The 17,162-nt window shown below is 54.9% G+C and carries 16 protein-coding genes; 9 read left to right on the forward strand and 7 right to left on the reverse strand.

The annotated features are described in order from the left end of the window. The first annotated feature begins 262 nt into the window (after window positions 1-262). From xylA to GA0061071_RS11835, 4 genes are all read left to right on the forward strand, one after another. Window positions 263-1,585, forward strand: coding sequence for a xylose isomerase (xylA, locus tag GA0061071_RS11820; protein ID WP_061492545.1), 1,323 nt, complete (start codon window positions 263-265; stop codon window positions 1,583-1,585). A gap of 50 nt (window positions 1,586-1,635) precedes the next feature. Beyond that, window positions 1,636-3,090 carry a xylulokinase gene (xylB, locus tag GA0061071_RS11825; RefSeq protein WP_088238277.1) on the forward strand — a complete coding sequence of 485 codons (1,455 nt, stop codon included), beginning with the start codon at window positions 1,636-1,638 and terminating at the stop codon, window positions 3,088-3,090. 119 nt (window positions 3,091-3,209) lie between these two features. Further along, on the forward strand, window positions 3,210-3,746 hold the full coding sequence (locus GA0061071_RS11830) for a cysteine hydrolase family protein (RefSeq protein WP_061492547.1): 537 nt from the start codon (window positions 3,210-3,212) through the stop codon (window positions 3,744-3,746). Next, window positions 3,746-4,663, forward strand: coding sequence for a GlxA family transcriptional regulator (locus GA0061071_RS11835; protein ID WP_088238278.1), 918 nt, complete (start codon window positions 3,746-3,748; stop codon window positions 4,661-4,663). Before GA0061071_RS11830 ends, GA0061071_RS11835 begins: the two co-directional genes overlap by 1 nt. Here GA0061071_RS11835 and GA0061071_RS11840 read toward each other — a convergent pair. Then, window positions 4,656-5,651, reverse strand: coding sequence for an acyltransferase (locus GA0061071_RS11840; protein ID WP_088238279.1), 996 nt, complete (start codon window positions 5,649-5,651; stop codon window positions 4,656-4,658). The two genes, GA0061071_RS11835 and GA0061071_RS11840, sit on opposite strands and share 8 nt — an antisense overlap. A gap of 168 nt (window positions 5,652-5,819) precedes the next feature. On the opposite strand from GA0061071_RS11840, the gene GA0061071_RS11845 reads away from it, so the two are divergent. The 3 genes from GA0061071_RS11845 to glyS all read left to right on the forward strand — a co-directional run bounded on the left by GA0061071_RS11845 (window position 5,820) and on the right by glyS (window position 9,246). Beyond that, on the forward strand, window positions 5,820-6,119 hold the full coding sequence (locus GA0061071_RS11845) for a YsaB family lipoprotein (protein ID WP_088238280.1): 300 nt from the start codon (window positions 5,820-5,822) through the stop codon (window positions 6,117-6,119). Between the two features lie 136 nt (window positions 6,120-6,255). Continuing rightward, window positions 6,256-7,167, forward strand: a complete 912-nt coding sequence (gene glyQ, locus GA0061071_RS11850) for a glycine--tRNA ligase subunit alpha (RefSeq protein ID WP_061492551.1) — start codon at window positions 6,256-6,258, stop codon at window positions 7,165-7,167. Between the two features lie 9 nt (window positions 7,168-7,176). Then, window positions 7,177-9,246, forward strand: coding sequence for a glycine--tRNA ligase subunit beta (gene glyS, locus GA0061071_RS11855; protein ID WP_088238281.1), 2,070 nt, complete (start codon window positions 7,177-7,179; stop codon window positions 9,244-9,246). Window positions 9,247-9,298: 52 nt separating this feature from the next. On the opposite strand, the gene GA0061071_RS11860 is transcribed toward glyS, so the two are convergent. The 3 genes from GA0061071_RS11860 to GA0061071_RS11870 are packed head-to-tail and all read right to left on the reverse strand — an operon-like array spanning window position 9,299 to window position 11,297. Beyond that, window positions 9,299-10,285 carry a GGDEF domain-containing protein gene (locus GA0061071_RS11860; protein WP_061499688.1) on the reverse strand — a complete coding sequence of 329 codons (987 nt, stop codon included), beginning with the start codon at window positions 10,283-10,285 and terminating at the stop codon, window positions 9,299-9,301. Between the two features lie 5 nt (window positions 10,286-10,290). Then, on the reverse strand, window positions 10,291-10,929 hold the full coding sequence (locus GA0061071_RS11865) for a chemotaxis protein CheC (RefSeq protein ID WP_061492553.1): 639 nt from the start codon (window positions 10,927-10,929) through the stop codon (window positions 10,291-10,293). After that, window positions 10,929-11,297, reverse strand: a complete 369-nt coding sequence (locus GA0061071_RS11870; protein WP_088238282.1) for a response regulator — start codon at window positions 11,295-11,297, stop codon at window positions 10,929-10,931. The genes GA0061071_RS11865 and GA0061071_RS11870 overlap by 1 nt, the downstream gene beginning before the upstream one ends. Before the next feature lie 417 nt (window positions 11,298-11,714). On the opposite strand from GA0061071_RS11870, the gene GA0061071_RS11875 reads away from it, so the two are divergent. Next, on the forward strand, window positions 11,715-13,337 hold the full coding sequence (locus tag GA0061071_RS11875; RefSeq protein WP_088238283.1) for an ABC-F family ATP-binding cassette domain-containing protein: 1,623 nt from the start codon (window positions 11,715-11,717) through the stop codon (window positions 13,335-13,337). A 46-nt stretch (window positions 13,338-13,383) separates the two neighbouring features. Here the strand turns inward: GA0061071_RS11875 and GA0061071_RS11880 are convergent, their stop codons facing one another. Continuing rightward, window positions 13,384-13,677 (reverse strand): HTH-type transcriptional regulator, encoded by a 294-nt coding sequence (locus GA0061071_RS11880; protein ID WP_061492556.1) that lies wholly within the window; start codon window positions 13,675-13,677, stop codon window positions 13,384-13,386. 388 nt (window positions 13,678-14,065) lie between these two features. Here GA0061071_RS11880 and GA0061071_RS11885 point away from each other — a divergent pair, with 388 nt between their 5' ends. Then, window positions 14,066-14,779, forward strand: a complete 714-nt coding sequence (locus GA0061071_RS11885; protein ID WP_061492557.1) for a DUF3053 domain-containing protein — start codon at window positions 14,066-14,068, stop codon at window positions 14,777-14,779. Between the two features lie 62 nt (window positions 14,780-14,841). Here the strand turns inward: GA0061071_RS11885 and ghrB are convergent, their stop codons facing one another. Next, the gene (gene ghrB, locus GA0061071_RS11890) at window positions 14,842-15,816 is read right to left on the reverse strand and encodes a glyoxylate/hydroxypyruvate reductase GhrB (protein ID WP_061492558.1); all 975 of its coding nucleotides are present in this window, start codon (window positions 15,814-15,816) and stop codon (window positions 14,842-14,844) included. Then, entirely contained in the window at window positions 15,813-17,105 is a 1,293-nt protein-coding gene (locus GA0061071_RS11895; RefSeq protein WP_088238284.1) for an MFS transporter, read from the reverse strand. Before GA0061071_RS11895 ends, ghrB begins: the two co-directional genes overlap by 4 nt. Between the last annotated feature and the right edge of the window lie 57 nt (window positions 17,106-17,162).

A 17,162-nucleotide genomic window follows, 5' to 3' on the forward strand; every position in this document is an offset into this window, starting at 1 on the left:
CAGATTTTTATCCGGGCATTACGTTTTTTGGTTTATTTCTGGATTTATGACCACGATCTTATTTTAAAAAATGCAAAACCGATTTTGCATAAAAAACGGGAATGCGCAGCGCAGCGGTAACACACATTATTTTGCGAGCCAGCGCACGTTTGAGCATTCTCTCAATGGCAGTGTGAAATAACGTAATTGAGCAACGCAGCATGAGGACCCAGTATTAATGCAGACTTGAACACTCGAAGCATATCTGTCAATGGAGCTCATTATGCAAACCTATTTCGACCAGCTGGATCGCGTTCGTTATGAAGGCCCGAAAACAGCTAATCCTTTAGCGTTCCGTCATTACAATCCGGATGAGTTAGTACTTGGCAAGCGTATGGAAGATCACTTGCGCTTTGCTGCCTGCTACTGGCATACCTTCTGCTGGAATGGCGCGGATATGTTTGGTGTTGGCTCTTTTGACCGCCCGTGGCAACAGCCGGGTGAGGCACTGGCGCAGGCGAAGCGCAAAGCAGATGTTGCTTTTGAGTTTTTCCACAAGCTGAATGTGCCTTACTACTGCTTCCATGATGTGGACGTCTCCCCGGAAGGCGCGTCCCTGAAGGAGTACCTGAACAATTTCGCGCAAATGGTGGATGTGCTGGGTGAAAAACAGCAACAAAGCGGCGTAAAACTGCTGTGGGGCACAGCGAACTGCTTCACCAATCCGCGCTATGGTGCAGGGGCGGCAACTAACCCGGATCCTGAAGTGTTTAGCTGGGCGGCGACACAAGTGGTGAGCGCCATGAATGCGACCCATAAGCTCGGTGGCGAAAACTACGTGCTGTGGGGCGGTCGTGAAGGGTATGAAACCCTGCTCAATACCGATCTGCGTCAGGAGCGCGAACAGATTGGTCGCTTCATGCATATGGTGGTCGAGCATAAACACAAAATCGGCTTCCGCGGTACGCTGCTTATTGAGCCGAAACCGCAGGAACCGACCAAGCATCAGTATGATTATGACGCCGCGACGGTGTATGGCTTCCTGAAACAGTTTGGTCTGGAAAAAGAGATTAAACTCAATATCGAGGCTAACCATGCCACGCTGGCGGGCCATTCCTTCCACCATGAAATCGCCACTGCCATTGCGCTGGGGCTGTTTGGCTCTGTGGATGCTAACCGCGGTGATGCGCAACTGGGCTGGGATACCGACCAGTTCCCGAACAGCGTCGAAGAGAACGCGCTGGTGATGTATGAAATCCTGAAAGCGGGCGGCTTCACCACCGGTGGGTTGAACTTTGATGCCAAAGTACGACGTCAGAGTACCGATAAATACGATCTCTTCTACGGTCATATCGGCGCGATGGATACGATGGCACTGGCGTTGAAAGTGGCGGCGCGGATGGTGGAAGACGGTGAGCTGGATAAACGCGTTGCGAAGCGTTATGCGGGCTGGAATGGTGAACTGGGCCAGCAAATTTTGCAGGGGCAGCTTAGCCTGGCGGAACTGGCGAAGTACGCTGAGCAGCAGAACCTGGCACCGCGCCATCAGAGCGGTCATCAGGAACAGCTGGAAAACCTGGTCAATTACTACCTGTTCGATAAATAACCGGCGCTGCGCCGCAGACAACGCGGCGCAGAACAAAAGGAGTGGTCACTATGTATATCGGGATCGATCTCGGCACCTCTGGCGTAAAGGCGATTCTGTTAAGCGAGCAGGGCGATGTGCTGGCCTCCCATACGGAAAAACTCAGCGTCTCGCGTCCGCATCCTCTTTGGTCGGAGCAGGATCCCGAACAGTGGTGGCAGGCAACGGACCGCGCGATTCAGGCGCTTGGCGCGGCGCACTCGCTGGCGCAGGTGAAAGCCATCGGTCTTGCCGGGCAGATGCACGGCGCAACGCTGCTCGATAGCGAAAACCGCGTACTGCGCCCGGCCATTTTGTGGAACGATGGTCGCTGCGGTGAAGAGTGCGCTTTACTGGAAGCGCAGGTAAAAAATTCCCGCACCATTACCGGCAATCTGATGATGCCGGGTTTTACCGCGCCCAAGCTGCTATGGGTGCAGCGCCATGAACCCGATATCTTTGCCAGGGTGGCGAAGGTCTTACTGCCAAAAGATTACCTGCGCTTGCGTATGGCTGGCGTGTTTGCCAGCGATATGTCCGATGCAGCGGGAACGATGTGGCTGGATGTGGCGAAGCGTGACTGGAGCGATGAGATGCTCACCGCCTGTCATTTATCTCGCGCGCAAATGCCTGCGTTGTTTGAAGGCTGCGAAATCACCGGTGAACTGTTGCCGGAGGTCGCACGGCGCTGGGCCATGCCGGTTGTGCCGGTTGTGGCGGGCGGTGGCGATAATGCCGCAGGCGCGGTGGGTGTGGGTATGGCGGATGCCGGTCAGGCGATGCTGTCGCTTGGCACCTCCGGCGTCTATTTTGCCGTGAGCGAAGGTTTCCTCAGTAAACCGGAAAGCGCGGTTCACAGTTTTTGTCATGCCCTTCCGGGGTGCTGGCATCTGATGTCGGTGATGCTGAGTGCGGCATCCTGCCTGGATTGGGCGGCGAAGTTAACGGGGTTAGGATCGGTGCCGGCGCTGATTAGCGCGGCGGAACAGGCTGACGACAATGCTGGCGATTTATGGTTCTTACCGTACCTTTCCGGGGAACGCACCCCGCATAATAACCCGCAGGCGAAAGGCGTATTCTTTGGCCTGACGCACCAGCATGGCCAAGGTGAACTGGCCCGTGCGGTGCTGGAAGGGGTCGGGTATGCGCTGGCGGATGGCATGGATGTGGTGCACTCCTGTGGTGTGACGCCGCAAAGCATTACGCTTATCGGCGGCGGCGCACGTAGCGCCTGGTGGCGGCAAATGTTGGCAGATATCAGTGGGTTGCAGCTTGATTATCGCACCGGGGGGGATGTCGGCCCGGCGCTGGGGGCGGCAAAACTGGCGCAAATCGCCATTCACCCGCACACGCCGCTGGCAACGCTTCTGCCGCAGCTTCCCATTGAACAGCAACACACGCCGGATGCCGCGCGTCATGCCCACTATGCTTCACGACGGGAGACCTTCCGGCGCATCTATCAGCAACTGCTGCCCTTAATGTCATAGCTTCTGAGCCCGCCGTTATGGTGGGCCTGAATCAGCATAACGTTGTCCTTTTTTGGTATTCGCAGACAGGCAACTCCTTGCCAGAATGGTGTTACACCCACTGAGCAAGGAGTCCTGAAATGTCACGCACCGCCCTTATCAACATCGACACTCAGCAATCTTTTTTCCACCGCGACTACTGGCAGGAGAGTGATTACCCTGCTTTTCAGCAAGCCATTCTGGCGCTGATCGATGGCTGCCAGGCGCGGGGTGTCCCGGTAGTGGATATTTTCCATGTGTCCGACAGTGGCCCGTTTTCTCTCGACAGTGGTTTTGTGGCGCCGATGCCATTTTTACAGCACCAGCCAGCAGTCACTTTCTACAAACATGTGCATAATGCGTTCACTGACACCGGCCTGGATCACTGGCTGCGTACGCGCGATATCAATCACTTGATTATCTGCGGGATCCGCACCGAGCAGTGCTGCGAAACCACCGCGCGTGTGGCGTCGGATCTGGGTTATCGCGTGACGTTCGTCAGCGAAGCGACGCTGACCTTCCCGATGACGCATAAAGGCATTACGCTTGACTGTAACGCGCTGCGTCACCGCACGGAAACCGTGCTGGAAGGCCGCTTTGCTGCCATTAAAACTGTTCACGAAATACTGGAACGCTGATGACCACTGATGTCTGGTTTGTCATGTTGCCCGGCGTACTGGCGCTGGATATGAGCGGCCCGGCGGAGACCTTTGCGCTGGCGGACGCGTTTCGCCTGCACTACATCGGGCCGGAAACAGAGGTGCCAACCTCCATTGGACTGACGATGGGCAATATTGCGCCACTGCCGGAGACGCTACCGGAAGGAAGCCTGTTGGTGCTGCCGGGGGTGTTCGACTCCTCGCGTTTCTTCGATACCCCGCAGGCAAACCTGGTTCTCCACTGGTTGATGCGCATACAACCGCTGATCCACAGTCAGAAAATTACCTTGATGTGCGTCTGTTCCGGTTCCGTGTTGGCGGCAAAAGCCGGGCTGTTGAATGGCATTCAGTGCACCACTCACCATGATGTGGTTGCGCGTCTGCGTGCGATTGCTCCCGCCGCCCAGGTCAAAGAAAATCGTATTTTCATTGAAGATCGCAGCATCTGGACCAGCGCGGGCATTACATCGGGTATCGATCTGGCGTTGCATCTGATTAACCGACTCAGCGGGCCGGAAGCGGCGCTGGCGGTGGCGCGGGAAATGGTGGTCTGGTTTCGCCGCTCCGGTGACGATCCGCAGATTTCACCGTGGCTGCGATACCGCAACCACCTGCATCCGGCTATTCACCGGGCGCAGGATGCGTTGACGGCTGAGCCACAGCGGGCGTGGCAACTGGCTGAGATCGCCGAGCGGGCGCATGTCAGTCCACGCCATTTAACGCGCTTGTTTCAGCAGCATCTGGGGATCAGCGTACGCGACTATCTGGAGCAGCTCAGGCTGGTCATTGCCGAACAGTGGCTGTTGCAGGGGCATGGCGCGGAGCAAGCGGCACAGGCGGCCGGGTTTTCCTCTCCGCGCCAGTTACACCGTGCGCGGGCGCGGGGGCTTAACTAACCAAACGGCGTCTGTCGATACGCTGTACCAGCATTGAGAGTGCGAGACTCGCCAGAAGCGTGGCGGCGAAGATCCAGACAATATCGAGCAGCGGCCAGCGTTGCAGCTCAATACCACGGGTGCGTAGTGCGTGGATAATCAGTGCATGAAAGCCGTAAATCCCCAGCGAATGATGCGAAATGAGCGTTAAACCAGGTAACGTACGGCTGTTCAGCGTATTTTTGACGAATGTAAACAGGGCGACAGCACACAGGAACACCATCGGGCCACAGTAGAGATACCAGGTGTCGGCGAAATTCCCGCGCCATTTCAGCTCGTGTAGCGTTCCGCGTGAAATCACCCACACCGCCAGGACGAACAGGGCTGCACAGGCCCAGGTGAACACGCGTTGTTGCGTATGCATCATGCCAATCGCGCGCCCCAACATACCGTAGAGGATGTAGTAGAAGGTGTCGCCGCCGATGTAAAGATTGATCGGCAACCACTGAAACCCGTCGACTTTCTGCGCCACAGTATTGGGGTTCGCCACAATACCCAGCACCACCACCAGCGCCAGCAACATTCCACCGCTGACGGCTTTCACCTGAATCAGTGGTGAAACGAGATACATCACGATAATCGCGAAGAAAAACCACAGGTGATAAAACACCGGCTTTTGCAGCAGGTACTTCAACGATAACTCACTGTTAATCGACGTAAAAAGCACGATATAGAGCAGCGCGATAACACTGTAAAACAGCAGGCAGAGCGCGATGCGTAAGAAGTGGCGCGGCTGTGCGCTGCGCTCACCGAAAAAGAGGTAGCCGGAGATCATAAAAAACAGCGGTACGCTAACACGAGAAGCCGAGTTCAGGAGGTTGGCGATACCCCAGTCGAAGGGCGTTACACTGCCAGGGTTGGTGATGTACCAGGTGGTGGTATGGATCATCACCACCATCAGACAGGCTATCCCTCGCAGATTATCTATCCAGTAAATTTTCGACTGCATCTGTTCCTCTGGTTCCGTTAAATACTCTCTGACTCGCGGTTGTTTCGCCTGTCCCGTTGGATAATTCTGAGTTTTCCCGTTAGCGCTTGTGCAGTTTTCCACTGATTTGCAAAAATTGTGTTTCCTGACCTTTAAAAATAACAGCCTGCGAACAGAGCGGTGATAAAAATGATGAAGCGTTTTGCCCCGGTACTCATGCTGCTGTTAGTCGGATGCAGCGCATCCCAGGATATTCCCGCTCAAAAAGCGCAAAAAGTGAAGCCAGGTCCATTGCACTCGCTGGAAATGGAACAACTGTGCCGGCAAAATGCCGCGCATCGCTATAACACCGTCGCGCAGCAGATTGATGTGACCGGTTTTGAACAATTTCAGGGCAGCTATGAGATGCGCGGTGTAACGCCCCGTCGTGAAGCGTTTGTCTGCGCTTTTGATTCGGAAGGCCAATTTTTACACCTTTCGATGCGCTAATCAGCCAGGCAACGGCTTTATCCTCCCCGTTTTGCCCAATTTTCCTTAAACAGGTCCGTTTCGTACTGTATATCTTGCAGCCAGCGGGTATACTGGGCGCTTCCTTTAAATCCACACGTATCCAGCACGAAATAATATGCAAAAGTTTGATACCAGGACCTTTCAGGGCCTGATCCTGACCTTACAGGATTACTGGGCTCGCCAGGGCTGCACCATTGTTCAACCTCTGGACATGGAAGTCGGCGCCGGCACCTCCCACCCGATGACCTGTCTGCGCGCATTAGGGCCAGAACCTATGGCTACCGCGTATGTGCAACCTTCCCGCCGTCCGACTGACGGGCGCTACGGCGAAAACCCGAACCGCTTACAGCACTATTACCAGTTCCAGGTAGTGATTAAACCTTCCCCGGACAACATCCAGGAACTGTATCTCGGGTCGTTGAAAGAGCTGGGTATGGACCCGACCATTCACGATATTCGCTTCGTGGAAGATAACTGGGAAAACCCGACGCTGGGCGCCTGGGGACTGGGCTGGGAAGTGTGGCTCAACGGCATGGAAGTGACGCAGTTCACTTACTTCCAGCAGGTTGGCGGTCTTGAGTGCAAACCGGTGACCGGCGAAATTACCTACGGTCTGGAACGTCTGGCGATGTACATTCAGGGTGTCGACAGCGTTTATGACCTCGTCTGGAGCGACGGCCCGCTGGGTAAAACCACCTACGGCGACGTGTTCCATCAGAACGAAGTGGAGCAGTCCACTTACAACTTCGAATATGCGGATGTCGACTTCCTGTTCACCTGCTTTGAGCAATATGAAAAGGAAGCACAGCAACTGCTGGCACTGGAAAACCCGCTGCCTCTGCCTGCTTACGAACGCATTCTGAAAGCCGCCCATAGCTTCAACCTGCTGGATGCGCGTAAAGCCATCTCCGTGACGGAACGTCAGCGCTACATTTTGCGCATCCGCACGCTGACCAAAGCAGTGGCTGAAGCGTATTACGCTTCCCGTGAAGCCCTTGGCTTCCCGATGTGCAACAGAAACAAATAAGAGGCGGCCATGTCTGAAAAAACTTTCCTGGTGGAAATCGGCACCGAAGAGCTGCCACCAAAAGCACTGCGCAGCCTGGCCGAGTCCTTCGCTGCCAACTTTACAGCGGAACTGGATGCGGCGGGCGTTGCGCACGGTGATATCCAGTGGTTTGCTGCGCCGCGCCGTCTGGCGCTGAAAGTGGCGAAACTGGCTGCGTCGCAGCCGGATCGCGAAGTCGAAAAACGCGGCCCGGCGATTGCACAAGCATTTGATGCTGAAGGTAAACCGAGCAAAGCCGCCGAAGGCTGGGCTCGCGGTTGTGGCATTACGGTTGATCAGGCCGAGCGTCTGAGCACCGACAAAGGCGAATGGCTGCTCTATCGCGCGCATGTTAAGGGTGAAAGCGTGGAAACGCTGCTGCCGAACATGGTGGCAACCTCCCTTGGCAAACTGCCGATCCCGAAACTGATGCGCTGGGGCGCGTCTGATGTTCACTTCGTGCGTCCGGTACATACCGTGACTCTGCTGTTGGGCGACACCGTAGTACCGGCGACGATTCTGGGCATTGCCTCCGATCGCGTGATCCGTGGTCATCGTTTTATGGGCGAGCCGGAGTTCACCATCGATAACGCCGATCAGTATCCGCACATTCTGCTGGAGCGTGGCAAAGTCGTTGCTGACTACGCGGCGCGTAAAGCCAAAATCAAAGCGGATGCCGAAGAAGCGGCGCGTAAAATCGGCGGTAATGCCGATCTGAGCGACAGCCTGCTGGAAGAAGTCACTTCGCTGGTGGAGTGGCCGGTGGTGCTGACCGCGAAATTCGAAGAGAAATTCCTCGCTGTTCCGGCGGAAGCGCTGGTTTATACCATGAAGGGCGACCAGAAGTACTTCCCGGTTTATGGTAACGACGGCAAGTTGCTGCCTAACTTTATCTTTGTGGCCAACATTGAGTCGAAAGATCCGCAGCAGATTATCTCCGGTAACGAGAAAGTGGTGCGCCCGCGTCTGGCGGATGCCGAGTTCTTCTTCAATACCGACCGCAAAAAACGACTTGAAGATCATTTGCCGCGTCTGCAAACCGTGCTGTTCCAGCAGCAACTGGGTACGCTGCGCGACAAGACCGATCGTATTCAGGCGCTGGCGGGCTGGATTGCTGCACAGACGGGCGCTGATGTGAATCATGCCACCCGTGCGGGTCTGCTCTCCAAATGCGACCTGATGACCAACATGGTGTTTGAGTTTACTGACACCCAGGGCGTGATGGGCATGCACTATGCGCGTCATGATGGTGAAGCAGAAGATGTTGCCGTTGCGCTGAACGAGCAGTATCAGCCACGTTTTGCCGGTGATGAACTGCCGTCCAACCCGATTGCCTGTGCGCTGGCGATCGCCGATAAGATGGACACCCTGGCGGGTATTTTCGGTATCGGGCAGCATCCGAAAGGCGACAAAGACCCGTTCGCACTGCGCCGTGCTGCGCTGGGCGTACTGCGTATTATCGTTGAGAAAAACCTGGCGCTGGATCTGCAAACCCTGACCGAAGAAGCGGTGCGTCTGTATGGCGACAAGCTGACCAACGCCAACGTGGTCGATGATGTGATCGACTTTATGCTGGGTCGTTTCCGCGCCTGGTATCAGGACGAAGGCTACAGCGTTGATACCATTCAGGCTGTGCTGGCGCGTCGTCCGACCAAACCGGCGGACTTCGATGCGCGCATGAAAGCGGTGTCCCATTTCCGTACGCTGGAAGAAGCTGCTGCGCTGGCCGCTGCCAACAAGCGTGTGTCCAACATTCTGGCGAAGTCCGATGAAACGCTGAACGATACTGTTCACGCATCGGTACTGAAAGAAGCGGCGGAAATCAAGCTGGCGGGCAACCTGGTCGTTCTGCGCGATAAACTGCAACCGTACTTTGCGCAAGGCCGTTATCAGGAAGCGCTGATCGAACTGGCGGCACTGCGCGAGCCGGTGGATGAGTTCTTTGAGCAGGTGATGGTTAACGCCGAGGATAAAGACGTGCGTATCAACCGCCTGACACTGCTGGCGAAGTTACGCGAATTGTTCCTGCAGGTTGCGGATATTTCTCTGCTGCAGTAACGATAGCTGTCATAAAAAAACCCGCTTCTGGCGGGTTTTTTTTGCTGCCGATTCAGGCATGAGGCGGGATTTCCCCTCCCGTCACGCGGGCGTACGGAGAGAACTTTCTGAAGGTCGTTTTGACGCGCACGGTATTGCGTCCGGCGCGTTTCGCTGCGTACAACGCGTTATCTGCGCTCTGGATCAACTGGCCATATTCCGCGTGATTTTTCTGGCAATGACTGGCAACGCCGATGCTGACGCTGACGATGCCGTCGGGCGCATTAGCATGGGGTAAGTCCAGTTGCTGTACGCTGGTGCGCAGTTTCTCAGCGATCTCCACCGCGTCGGCTGAGCGAGTTTCCGGCAACAGTGCACAGAACTCTTCACCGCCGTAGCGGAACAAGATATCGCACGGGTTTTGCAGCGCACCGCGCATGGCATTCGCGACTTTTTGCAGGCACTCGTCGCCGCGCTGGTGACCATAACAGTCGTTGTACAATTTGAAGAAGTCGACATCAATCAACAGCAGCGATAACGACTTGTTATTGCGTTTGCTGGCCCGCCATTCTCGCTCAATGCAGAGATCGAAATAGCGCCTGTTACCCACACCGGTCAGGCCATCAGACAGGGATTGCGCCAACAGTTCGTGCGCCTGATCGCGTAGCAGGGATTCACGGCGAACAGCGGCACTGACATCAACAATCTGAATCAGGCAGTAGCGCTCTTCATCGCCCAACGGAACAATGGTGATGGCCTGACTCAGGCGCGCGCCCGGTCGGGCAGGTTCGGCATAGAGCGGGAAAGGTGAACGGTGCAAAGATTGGGAAAGCAGTGAAGATAAATTGTGACTGATCGCCTGACGGATAGCATCACCGACGCGGTGATATTCTAAGTCCGGGAATACACTAAAAAAATCCTCGCCGGTGGTGTCACTGGCTGCATAACCCGTGTGCGCTTCTAACCACGCATTCCACTGGGTAATACGATAGTGTGCATCCACGATGATCACACCGAGGCTGAGGGCTGAAAATGCATCCAACAACAACTTATCTTTCATGATCATTACATTCCGTCTGGAACACTGCCGGATTCTAAACGGCTGATATAAAGCCGGATTTGCTCGCGTAAGTCACGCAACGCAGACATATCAAGAATAAACGCCAGATACCCCTGGATTTGCTGCCGCTCGAGTGAAAAATCGATGCGTAGCATCATGACCAGCGGATCGCTGTCATCCTTATTCGGGTTGAGGATCTGCTTGCTGCTGCCAACCCGCACGACGGGCAGAGATCCTTGCAGCTCTTGCTGGAACATGTTGGCCAGCGTCCCCACACAGGCATTGAGCACGATATTGCCTATCTCGCTCATGGCTTCACGTTCCATCTCCCCCAATTCATGGGCCGGGATCATGTCGCCTACCATCATGCGCACGATTTCAAAACTGGCCTCTTCAGGGAACATCAGAATCGCTTCAGTGGCGTACGCACCCTCATAATGCTGGCTGATGCCAAACAGCGATATTCCTGCACCCAACTCATCTGCGGCTTCAGAGCGAGGAGCGAAGCGGATTGTAGGAACAGACATGCGCACTTCTTCATTGACGATACTGCTCATCGCGGCGGCGGCGTGACCGACGCCAATGTTGAAGATCTCCATCAGGCTGTCAGATTCGATTTCGCTGATATCCGGCAATTCGCTCATCACGGGGTCTCCAGGCTATTCAATAACTCATGGAGCTGAGGTTCTTTCAGCGGTTTTGACAGAAAACCGAGGCCGAGTTCTTCCGCAGCGGCTTGTATTGAGTGCTGAACGTTCGCCGTTAACAGAACAATGTGCGTTTCAGGGTGGGTTTTGCGAATGCGCGCTGCGGTTTCAATGCCGCCGATACCGGGCATATTCACATCCAGCAGGATTAACCAGGGATGATCCACCGACGCCAGTTCGATGGCCTCTTCACCGGTGCCAGCTTCATCAATTTTCCAGTCGCTATGCAGGTTCGTTATATATTGTCGGGAAATCATTCGTGACAGACGGCTGTCATCAACAATCAGAACATATCTGGACATCATTCATTCTCTTTAAATGGTCCATTGGCACAACCGCAGCGCAATGCACCGTTCCTCTGGGGGTCTCTCTTCCCTGATGAATGACTTTGTTCGATCCAACAGGCTCACGCGTGCGGCATAAATTTTTGTCTGATCGTTTCCTTTCTGAAGCTGAGCATCTGGACAACACGCACGGCCTGCTGCTTTCAGTTAAGTCACCTTACTCATCGGCAAAAAGATGCAAATAATTAGCCCCTTTAAGACGAGTGGTGAAAATTTAATCTTGAAGGGAGGATGGGGTGTGGCTATTCTTAGCCCCGACGAACTTCTCGTCTCACTGGAGCGCACCCGGAAAATGAACAAACACCACTGATGAATCCATATCCTTGCGACATGCGATGGCATGTGCGGGGGCGTTTTTGATTTCATTCAGGAGTGTTTATGGCTCATTGTGCGCAGCCCTCTGCTTTTATTCTGCACCAGCTCACCTGCCAGTTTGCGACAGGCGAGACGCTTTTTGGCCCTTTCAATTTGTCGCTTGAACCTGCATTGTGCGGTCTGGTCGGCCGTAACGGATCCGGTAAAACGCAGCTATTACGTATGCTGGCGGGCCTGGAAACACCGACTTCCGGGCATATCGAGTGCGTGGGTTCACGGGCATACGTTGCTCAACAACATGAGATATCTGGGACTACCACGCTTGCGGATCTGCTCGGTTATGGCGAGGTTTTTGCCGCCCGTCTGCGGGTGGAACGCGGTGAGTATCGACCTGACGACCTCGAAAGTCTGGATGGCTTTTGGGATCTCCAGGAGCGCCTGACAGCCGCATTTGCTGAAGCCAGCCTGCCTGCGTTTGAACCCGGTCGCTATGCCATCACGCTAAGCGGTGGCGAGCGTATGCGTGCGTTACTCTGCGGTGCGTTGATGGCGGATGCCGATTATCTGCTGCTTGATGAACCGACCAATCATCTCGACAGAGCCGGACGTGAGTGGTTTTACGCCTGTTTATCCCGGCGGCGTGGCGGCGCGTTGGTTGCCACTCATGATCGGGAACTACTGGCACTGATGTCCCGTATTCTGGAGTTATCGCCAGCGGCAGGGTTGCGCAGCTATGGCGGAAATTATGCGGATTACCAACGCCAGCGGGAGAGCGAGCAGCAAGCTGCCCAGGCCTTGTTGGAACATGCTGTCACTGAGCGTCGGCGTACCCGCAGCCGATTACAACGTGAGCATGATGCCAGCCAACGTCGTTCGGCACAGACCTTACGTACGGTAGACACGCTGAATATTGCGTCGTTTGAGCGGGTAAAATACAAGAACGCAGCGAAAGAGCGTCCCGGCAGTTGGCGTAAACAGCATCGTGAACAAAACGATACGCTCAATATCGCTGTTAACCAGGCGCGCGAGCGGGTGATGGAAGAGGCGCCGGTGCTGTTCACGCTACCTGGCAATCGTCTTGCGGAGGGGAAACAGGTATTGGTGATGGAAGATCTGGTATTGCCATATGCTGAACTTCCCCCGCTGAACTGGCGTATGGATGGGCCGATGCGTGTTGCCGTCCGCGGGCCAAATGGTTGTGGCAAATCAACTCTGTTAAAACTGATTCTGGGCGAACTGGCCCCGCTGTCTGGCAAATGTCATCTTTCGGTCGTTCCCGCTTACCTTGACCAACATTTGTCGCAGTTGGATCTCACACTGTCGGTCATAGCTCACTTGCGTCTTGATGACACCCCGCTGGATGAGGGGGCGTTGCGTACCCGTCTGGCGCAGCTTCAGCTTGGTGCGGATAAAGTGACGCTGCCTCTGGCGGCGCTCAGTGGTGGGGAGCGTTTGAAAGCGGCGCTGGCCTGCGTGTTGTGGCGCCGTGAAGCAACGCAGCTATTAGTGCTGGATGAACCGACAAACCATCTCGATTTGACCTCCACGCAGGCGATTGAAGCTGCACTGGCGGCCTTTCCCGGCGCGATGCTGGTGGTATCGCATGATGAGGCGTTTCTTCAGGGATTAAAGCTTACGCATTCATTAACGTGGCGAGAAACAGGGTGGTATTGCGAAGGCGATTGAGGTGGACGTAAACCCCCGACCTGGCGGGGGTTATATCTTCCTGAAATCATTCAATTAATTGTTTGCTTAGTGTTGGATTTGCATGAATCAGACGCATCAATTTCATTTCGGTGGCGGTGGGTTTTACACGTCGTGATTCCCACTCCTGAACCATGGCCACACTGACTCCCATTGCACGTGCGAAATCATCAATTTTCAACCCGGTTCCCCGGCGTAATTGTTCAAACTCGTTAAAGGAATTCGGCTTTTGGCTCAGGATAACCGCCTGCGTTATCTCTTTTTTGAAAACAATCTGTTCCAGACTACTTAGCAGTTCAACCATAGGATCTTTATATTCCATTGAGAACTCCTCTTAAAATCACACAGCGGGATCGTGATACATCTCACTAAGGATAGTCGGGAAAAGTCCTGGTGTGTGGTGGTCGCAGTGATTTATCGTGCGGTAAACGCGTTTTAATGCGCATGAAATGCATCTTCAGGCGCTTTTTTCCGCTTAATTGCTTGATTCCTCAAATGCTGAATGCAGATAGTCTTTTTTTGTAAATCGTCAGCGAAAAGTGGCATGAAGACGATTGCGTGGCAAAGCGCAGGTAAACCTCCTGCCGGTGGCTTTTTTCCGCCCAGGAATGTAAGGAAGGGGTATCTTGCAACGCTGACCTGGACTATCCTTGTAAGCCACTGGCACACGGGTGCCGATGTGCGCTTTTTTGGGTGAAAGGAGTAATGAAATGGCGACAGGAAAGTCCTGCTCTCGCTGGTTTGCGCCTCTTGCGGCGTTATTAATGGTAGTTAGCCTGAGTGGGTGTTTCGACAAAGAAGGCGATCAGCGCAAGGCGTTTATCGATTTCCTGCAAAATACCGCGATGCGGAGCAGCGAACGTCTGCCAGCCCTGACGGCGGATCAGAAAAAACAGTTTGGCCCGTTTGTGTCCGATTATGCGGTCATTTACGGCTATTCCCAGCAGGTCAATCAGGCGATGGATTCAGGTCTGCGCCCGGTAGTGGACAGCGTTAACGCGATTCGCGTACCGCAGGATTATATGACGCAGCGCGAGCCGCTCCGTCAGGCCAATGGTTCTCTCGGCGTGCTGAGCCAGCAACTGCAAAACGCAAAAATGCAGGCGGATGCGTCACATGCGGCGTTGAAACAGGCCGACGATCTGAAGCCGGTTTACGATCAGGTGTTTACCAAAGTGGTCACCAACCCCGCTAACGCGCTGCAACCGCTGATCCCGGCGGCGCAAATCTTCACGCAGCAACTGGTGCAGGTGGGGGATTTTATTGCCCAGCAGAATAACCAGGTGAGCTTTGTCGCCAACGGTATTCAGTTCCCGACCTCTCAGCAGGCCAGCCAGTACAATGCGCTGATTGGCCCTCTGGCGGCGCAGCATCAGGCCTTTACTCAGGCCTGGACCGCGGCCGTAAATGCCACCCAGCAGTAAGCCGGGCGGGCAAAAAAAGAGGCGCTATGGCGCCTCTTTTTTATGGTGCATCCGGCAGGGGGTTAGCGTGCTGCCTGTGGGTTGACGCAGTTTTTTTCTACCTTGCCATTCAGCGCATCAATCAGGTTATCCACCGCGCAGGCCGCCATATTGTAGCGTGTCTCATGGGTTGCCGAACCAATGTGCGGCAGTGCCACCACATTCGGCAGCGACAGTAACGGCGAGTCTATTGGCAACGGCTCTTTTTCGAAAACGTCCAGACCAGCGGCCAGGATCTCGCCGTTACGCAATGCTTCCACCAGTGCCGTTTCATCAACGACCGGCCCACGGCCTGCGTTAATGAAAATGGCGGATTTTTTCATTATCGCGAACTGCTTCTCGCCAATCAGGTGATGTGTTTCTTCCGTGAGCGGCAGCACCACGCAGACAAAGTCGGACTCTTTCAGCACGGTTTCCAGGTCGCCATAGCGCGCCTGAAAGCGTTCTTCCGCTTCCGTATGATGGCGGCGGGCATTATAGAGAATCGGCATACCGAAGCCGAAATGTGCGCGCTGCGCCAACGCCAGGCCAATACGGCCCATCCCGATAATCCCCAGGGTTTTGTGGTGCACATCCACGCCAAACCAGTCAGGACCAATGCTGGAGGTCCACTCGCCCACTTTCACGCGTTCAGCGACTTCCACCACCCGACGGGCGCTGCTCAGTACCAGCGCCATCAGGGTGTCGGCAACGGTTTCCGTCAGTACGGTGGGTGTGTGCATTAGCACGATATTACGTGCGTTCAGCGCATCCACATCAAAGTTGTCATAGCCCACGGAAATGGTCGATGTTGCCCGCAGTTGCGGCATCTTCTCCAGCAGCGCCTGGTCCACTTTTTCACTGGAACCCAGCAGGCCTTGCGCACTGGCGAACGCGTCGGCGAACTGCGCGACAGTTTCTGGCTTCAGATCCGGCACACGCGTGACGGAAAAGTGCGTTTCCAGGCGTTGTTGCAGAACATCGGGCAAGGCTTTGTACAGGATGATGGACGGCTTCATGCGGTTCTCCCTTGTGATGATGCGCCTGCCTGAATCACGGTATTGTTAGCAGGCTTAACAATTAAAGTAAGCCACACAGAGGCAAAAAGCGCTACCCCCATGAAAATGTACGAAGCAGCCGGACTGCCTGTGGCTCCATTCAGATAACCCACGAACCACGAGCCGCAGAAGGAGCCCAGCGCCCCCATGCTGTTGATGAGTGCCATCGCTCCACCGGCGACATTGCGCGGCAGCATCTCTGGAATAATGGCGAAGAAGGGCCCGTAAGGGGCATACATTGCCGCCCCGGCGACAACCAACAGGGTGTAGGAGATCCAGAAATGGTTGGCTCCGACCGCCCAGGAGCCAATAAAGGCAAACGCGGCAATCAGCAGCAATGGCCAGACGAACAGTTTACGGTTTTGCAGCTTGTCTGATGCCCATGATGCAAGGATCATCGCCAGCGTCGCCGCCAGATAAGGCACCGCAGAGAGCCAGCCCACTTCGACCATGCCAAGGTTTTCACCGCCGCTACGAATAATCGAGGGCAGCCACAGCACAAAACCGTATACGCCGATGCTCCAGGCAAAATATTGCAGGCACAGCAGCACTACATTGCGGGAACGGAATGCTTCACCGTAGTTGCGAACGGCTTTAATACCTTGCTGTTCTTTATCAAGCTGTGCCTGAAGCGCGGCTTTTTCATCCCCGGAAAGCCAGGTGGCCTGCGCAGGTTTATCTTTCACCAGCACCCACCAGCAAAAGGCCCAGATCACCGCCGGAATGCCTTCAATAATAAACATTTCGCGCCAGCCAAAAGACTGGATCAGATAGCCGGAAACCACCGACATCCACAGTACAGTCACCGGGTTACCGAGGATCAGGAACGTATTGGCGCGTGAGCGCTCTGATTTGGTAAACCAGTTGCTGATATAAATCAGCATCGCCGGCATCACCGCCGCTTCTACCACGCCAAGAATAAAGCGGATGGCGGCCAGCATCGGGATATTGCTTACCATCCCGGTGAGCGAGGCGCAGCCCCCCCATAAAATCAGGCAGATAAAAATCAATTTGCGTACGCTGCGGCGTTCTGCGTAAACCGCACCGGGGATCTGGAAAAAGAAATAGCCAAGGAAAAAGAGGGCGCCGAGTAGTGAAGAGACGCCTTTGGTGATACCCAAATCGTCATTGATCCCGGCGGCAGAGGCGAAGCTGAAGTTCGCCCGATCGAGATAGGCCAGACTGTAGGTAATAAACACAATCGGCATGATGTACAGCCAGCGTTTTGCAGCATTAGTCGCATTATTCATAATATTGCCTCTGGAGTGGAGGTTGTTTGCCGTCTGTATGTAGGGTACAGCGCGGTA

The sequence above is a fragment of the Kosakonia oryzendophytica genome (assembly GCF_900094925.1).
GTDB classification, from domain to species: domain Bacteria; phylum Pseudomonadota; class Gammaproteobacteria; order Enterobacterales; family Enterobacteriaceae; genus Kosakonia; species Kosakonia oryzendophytica.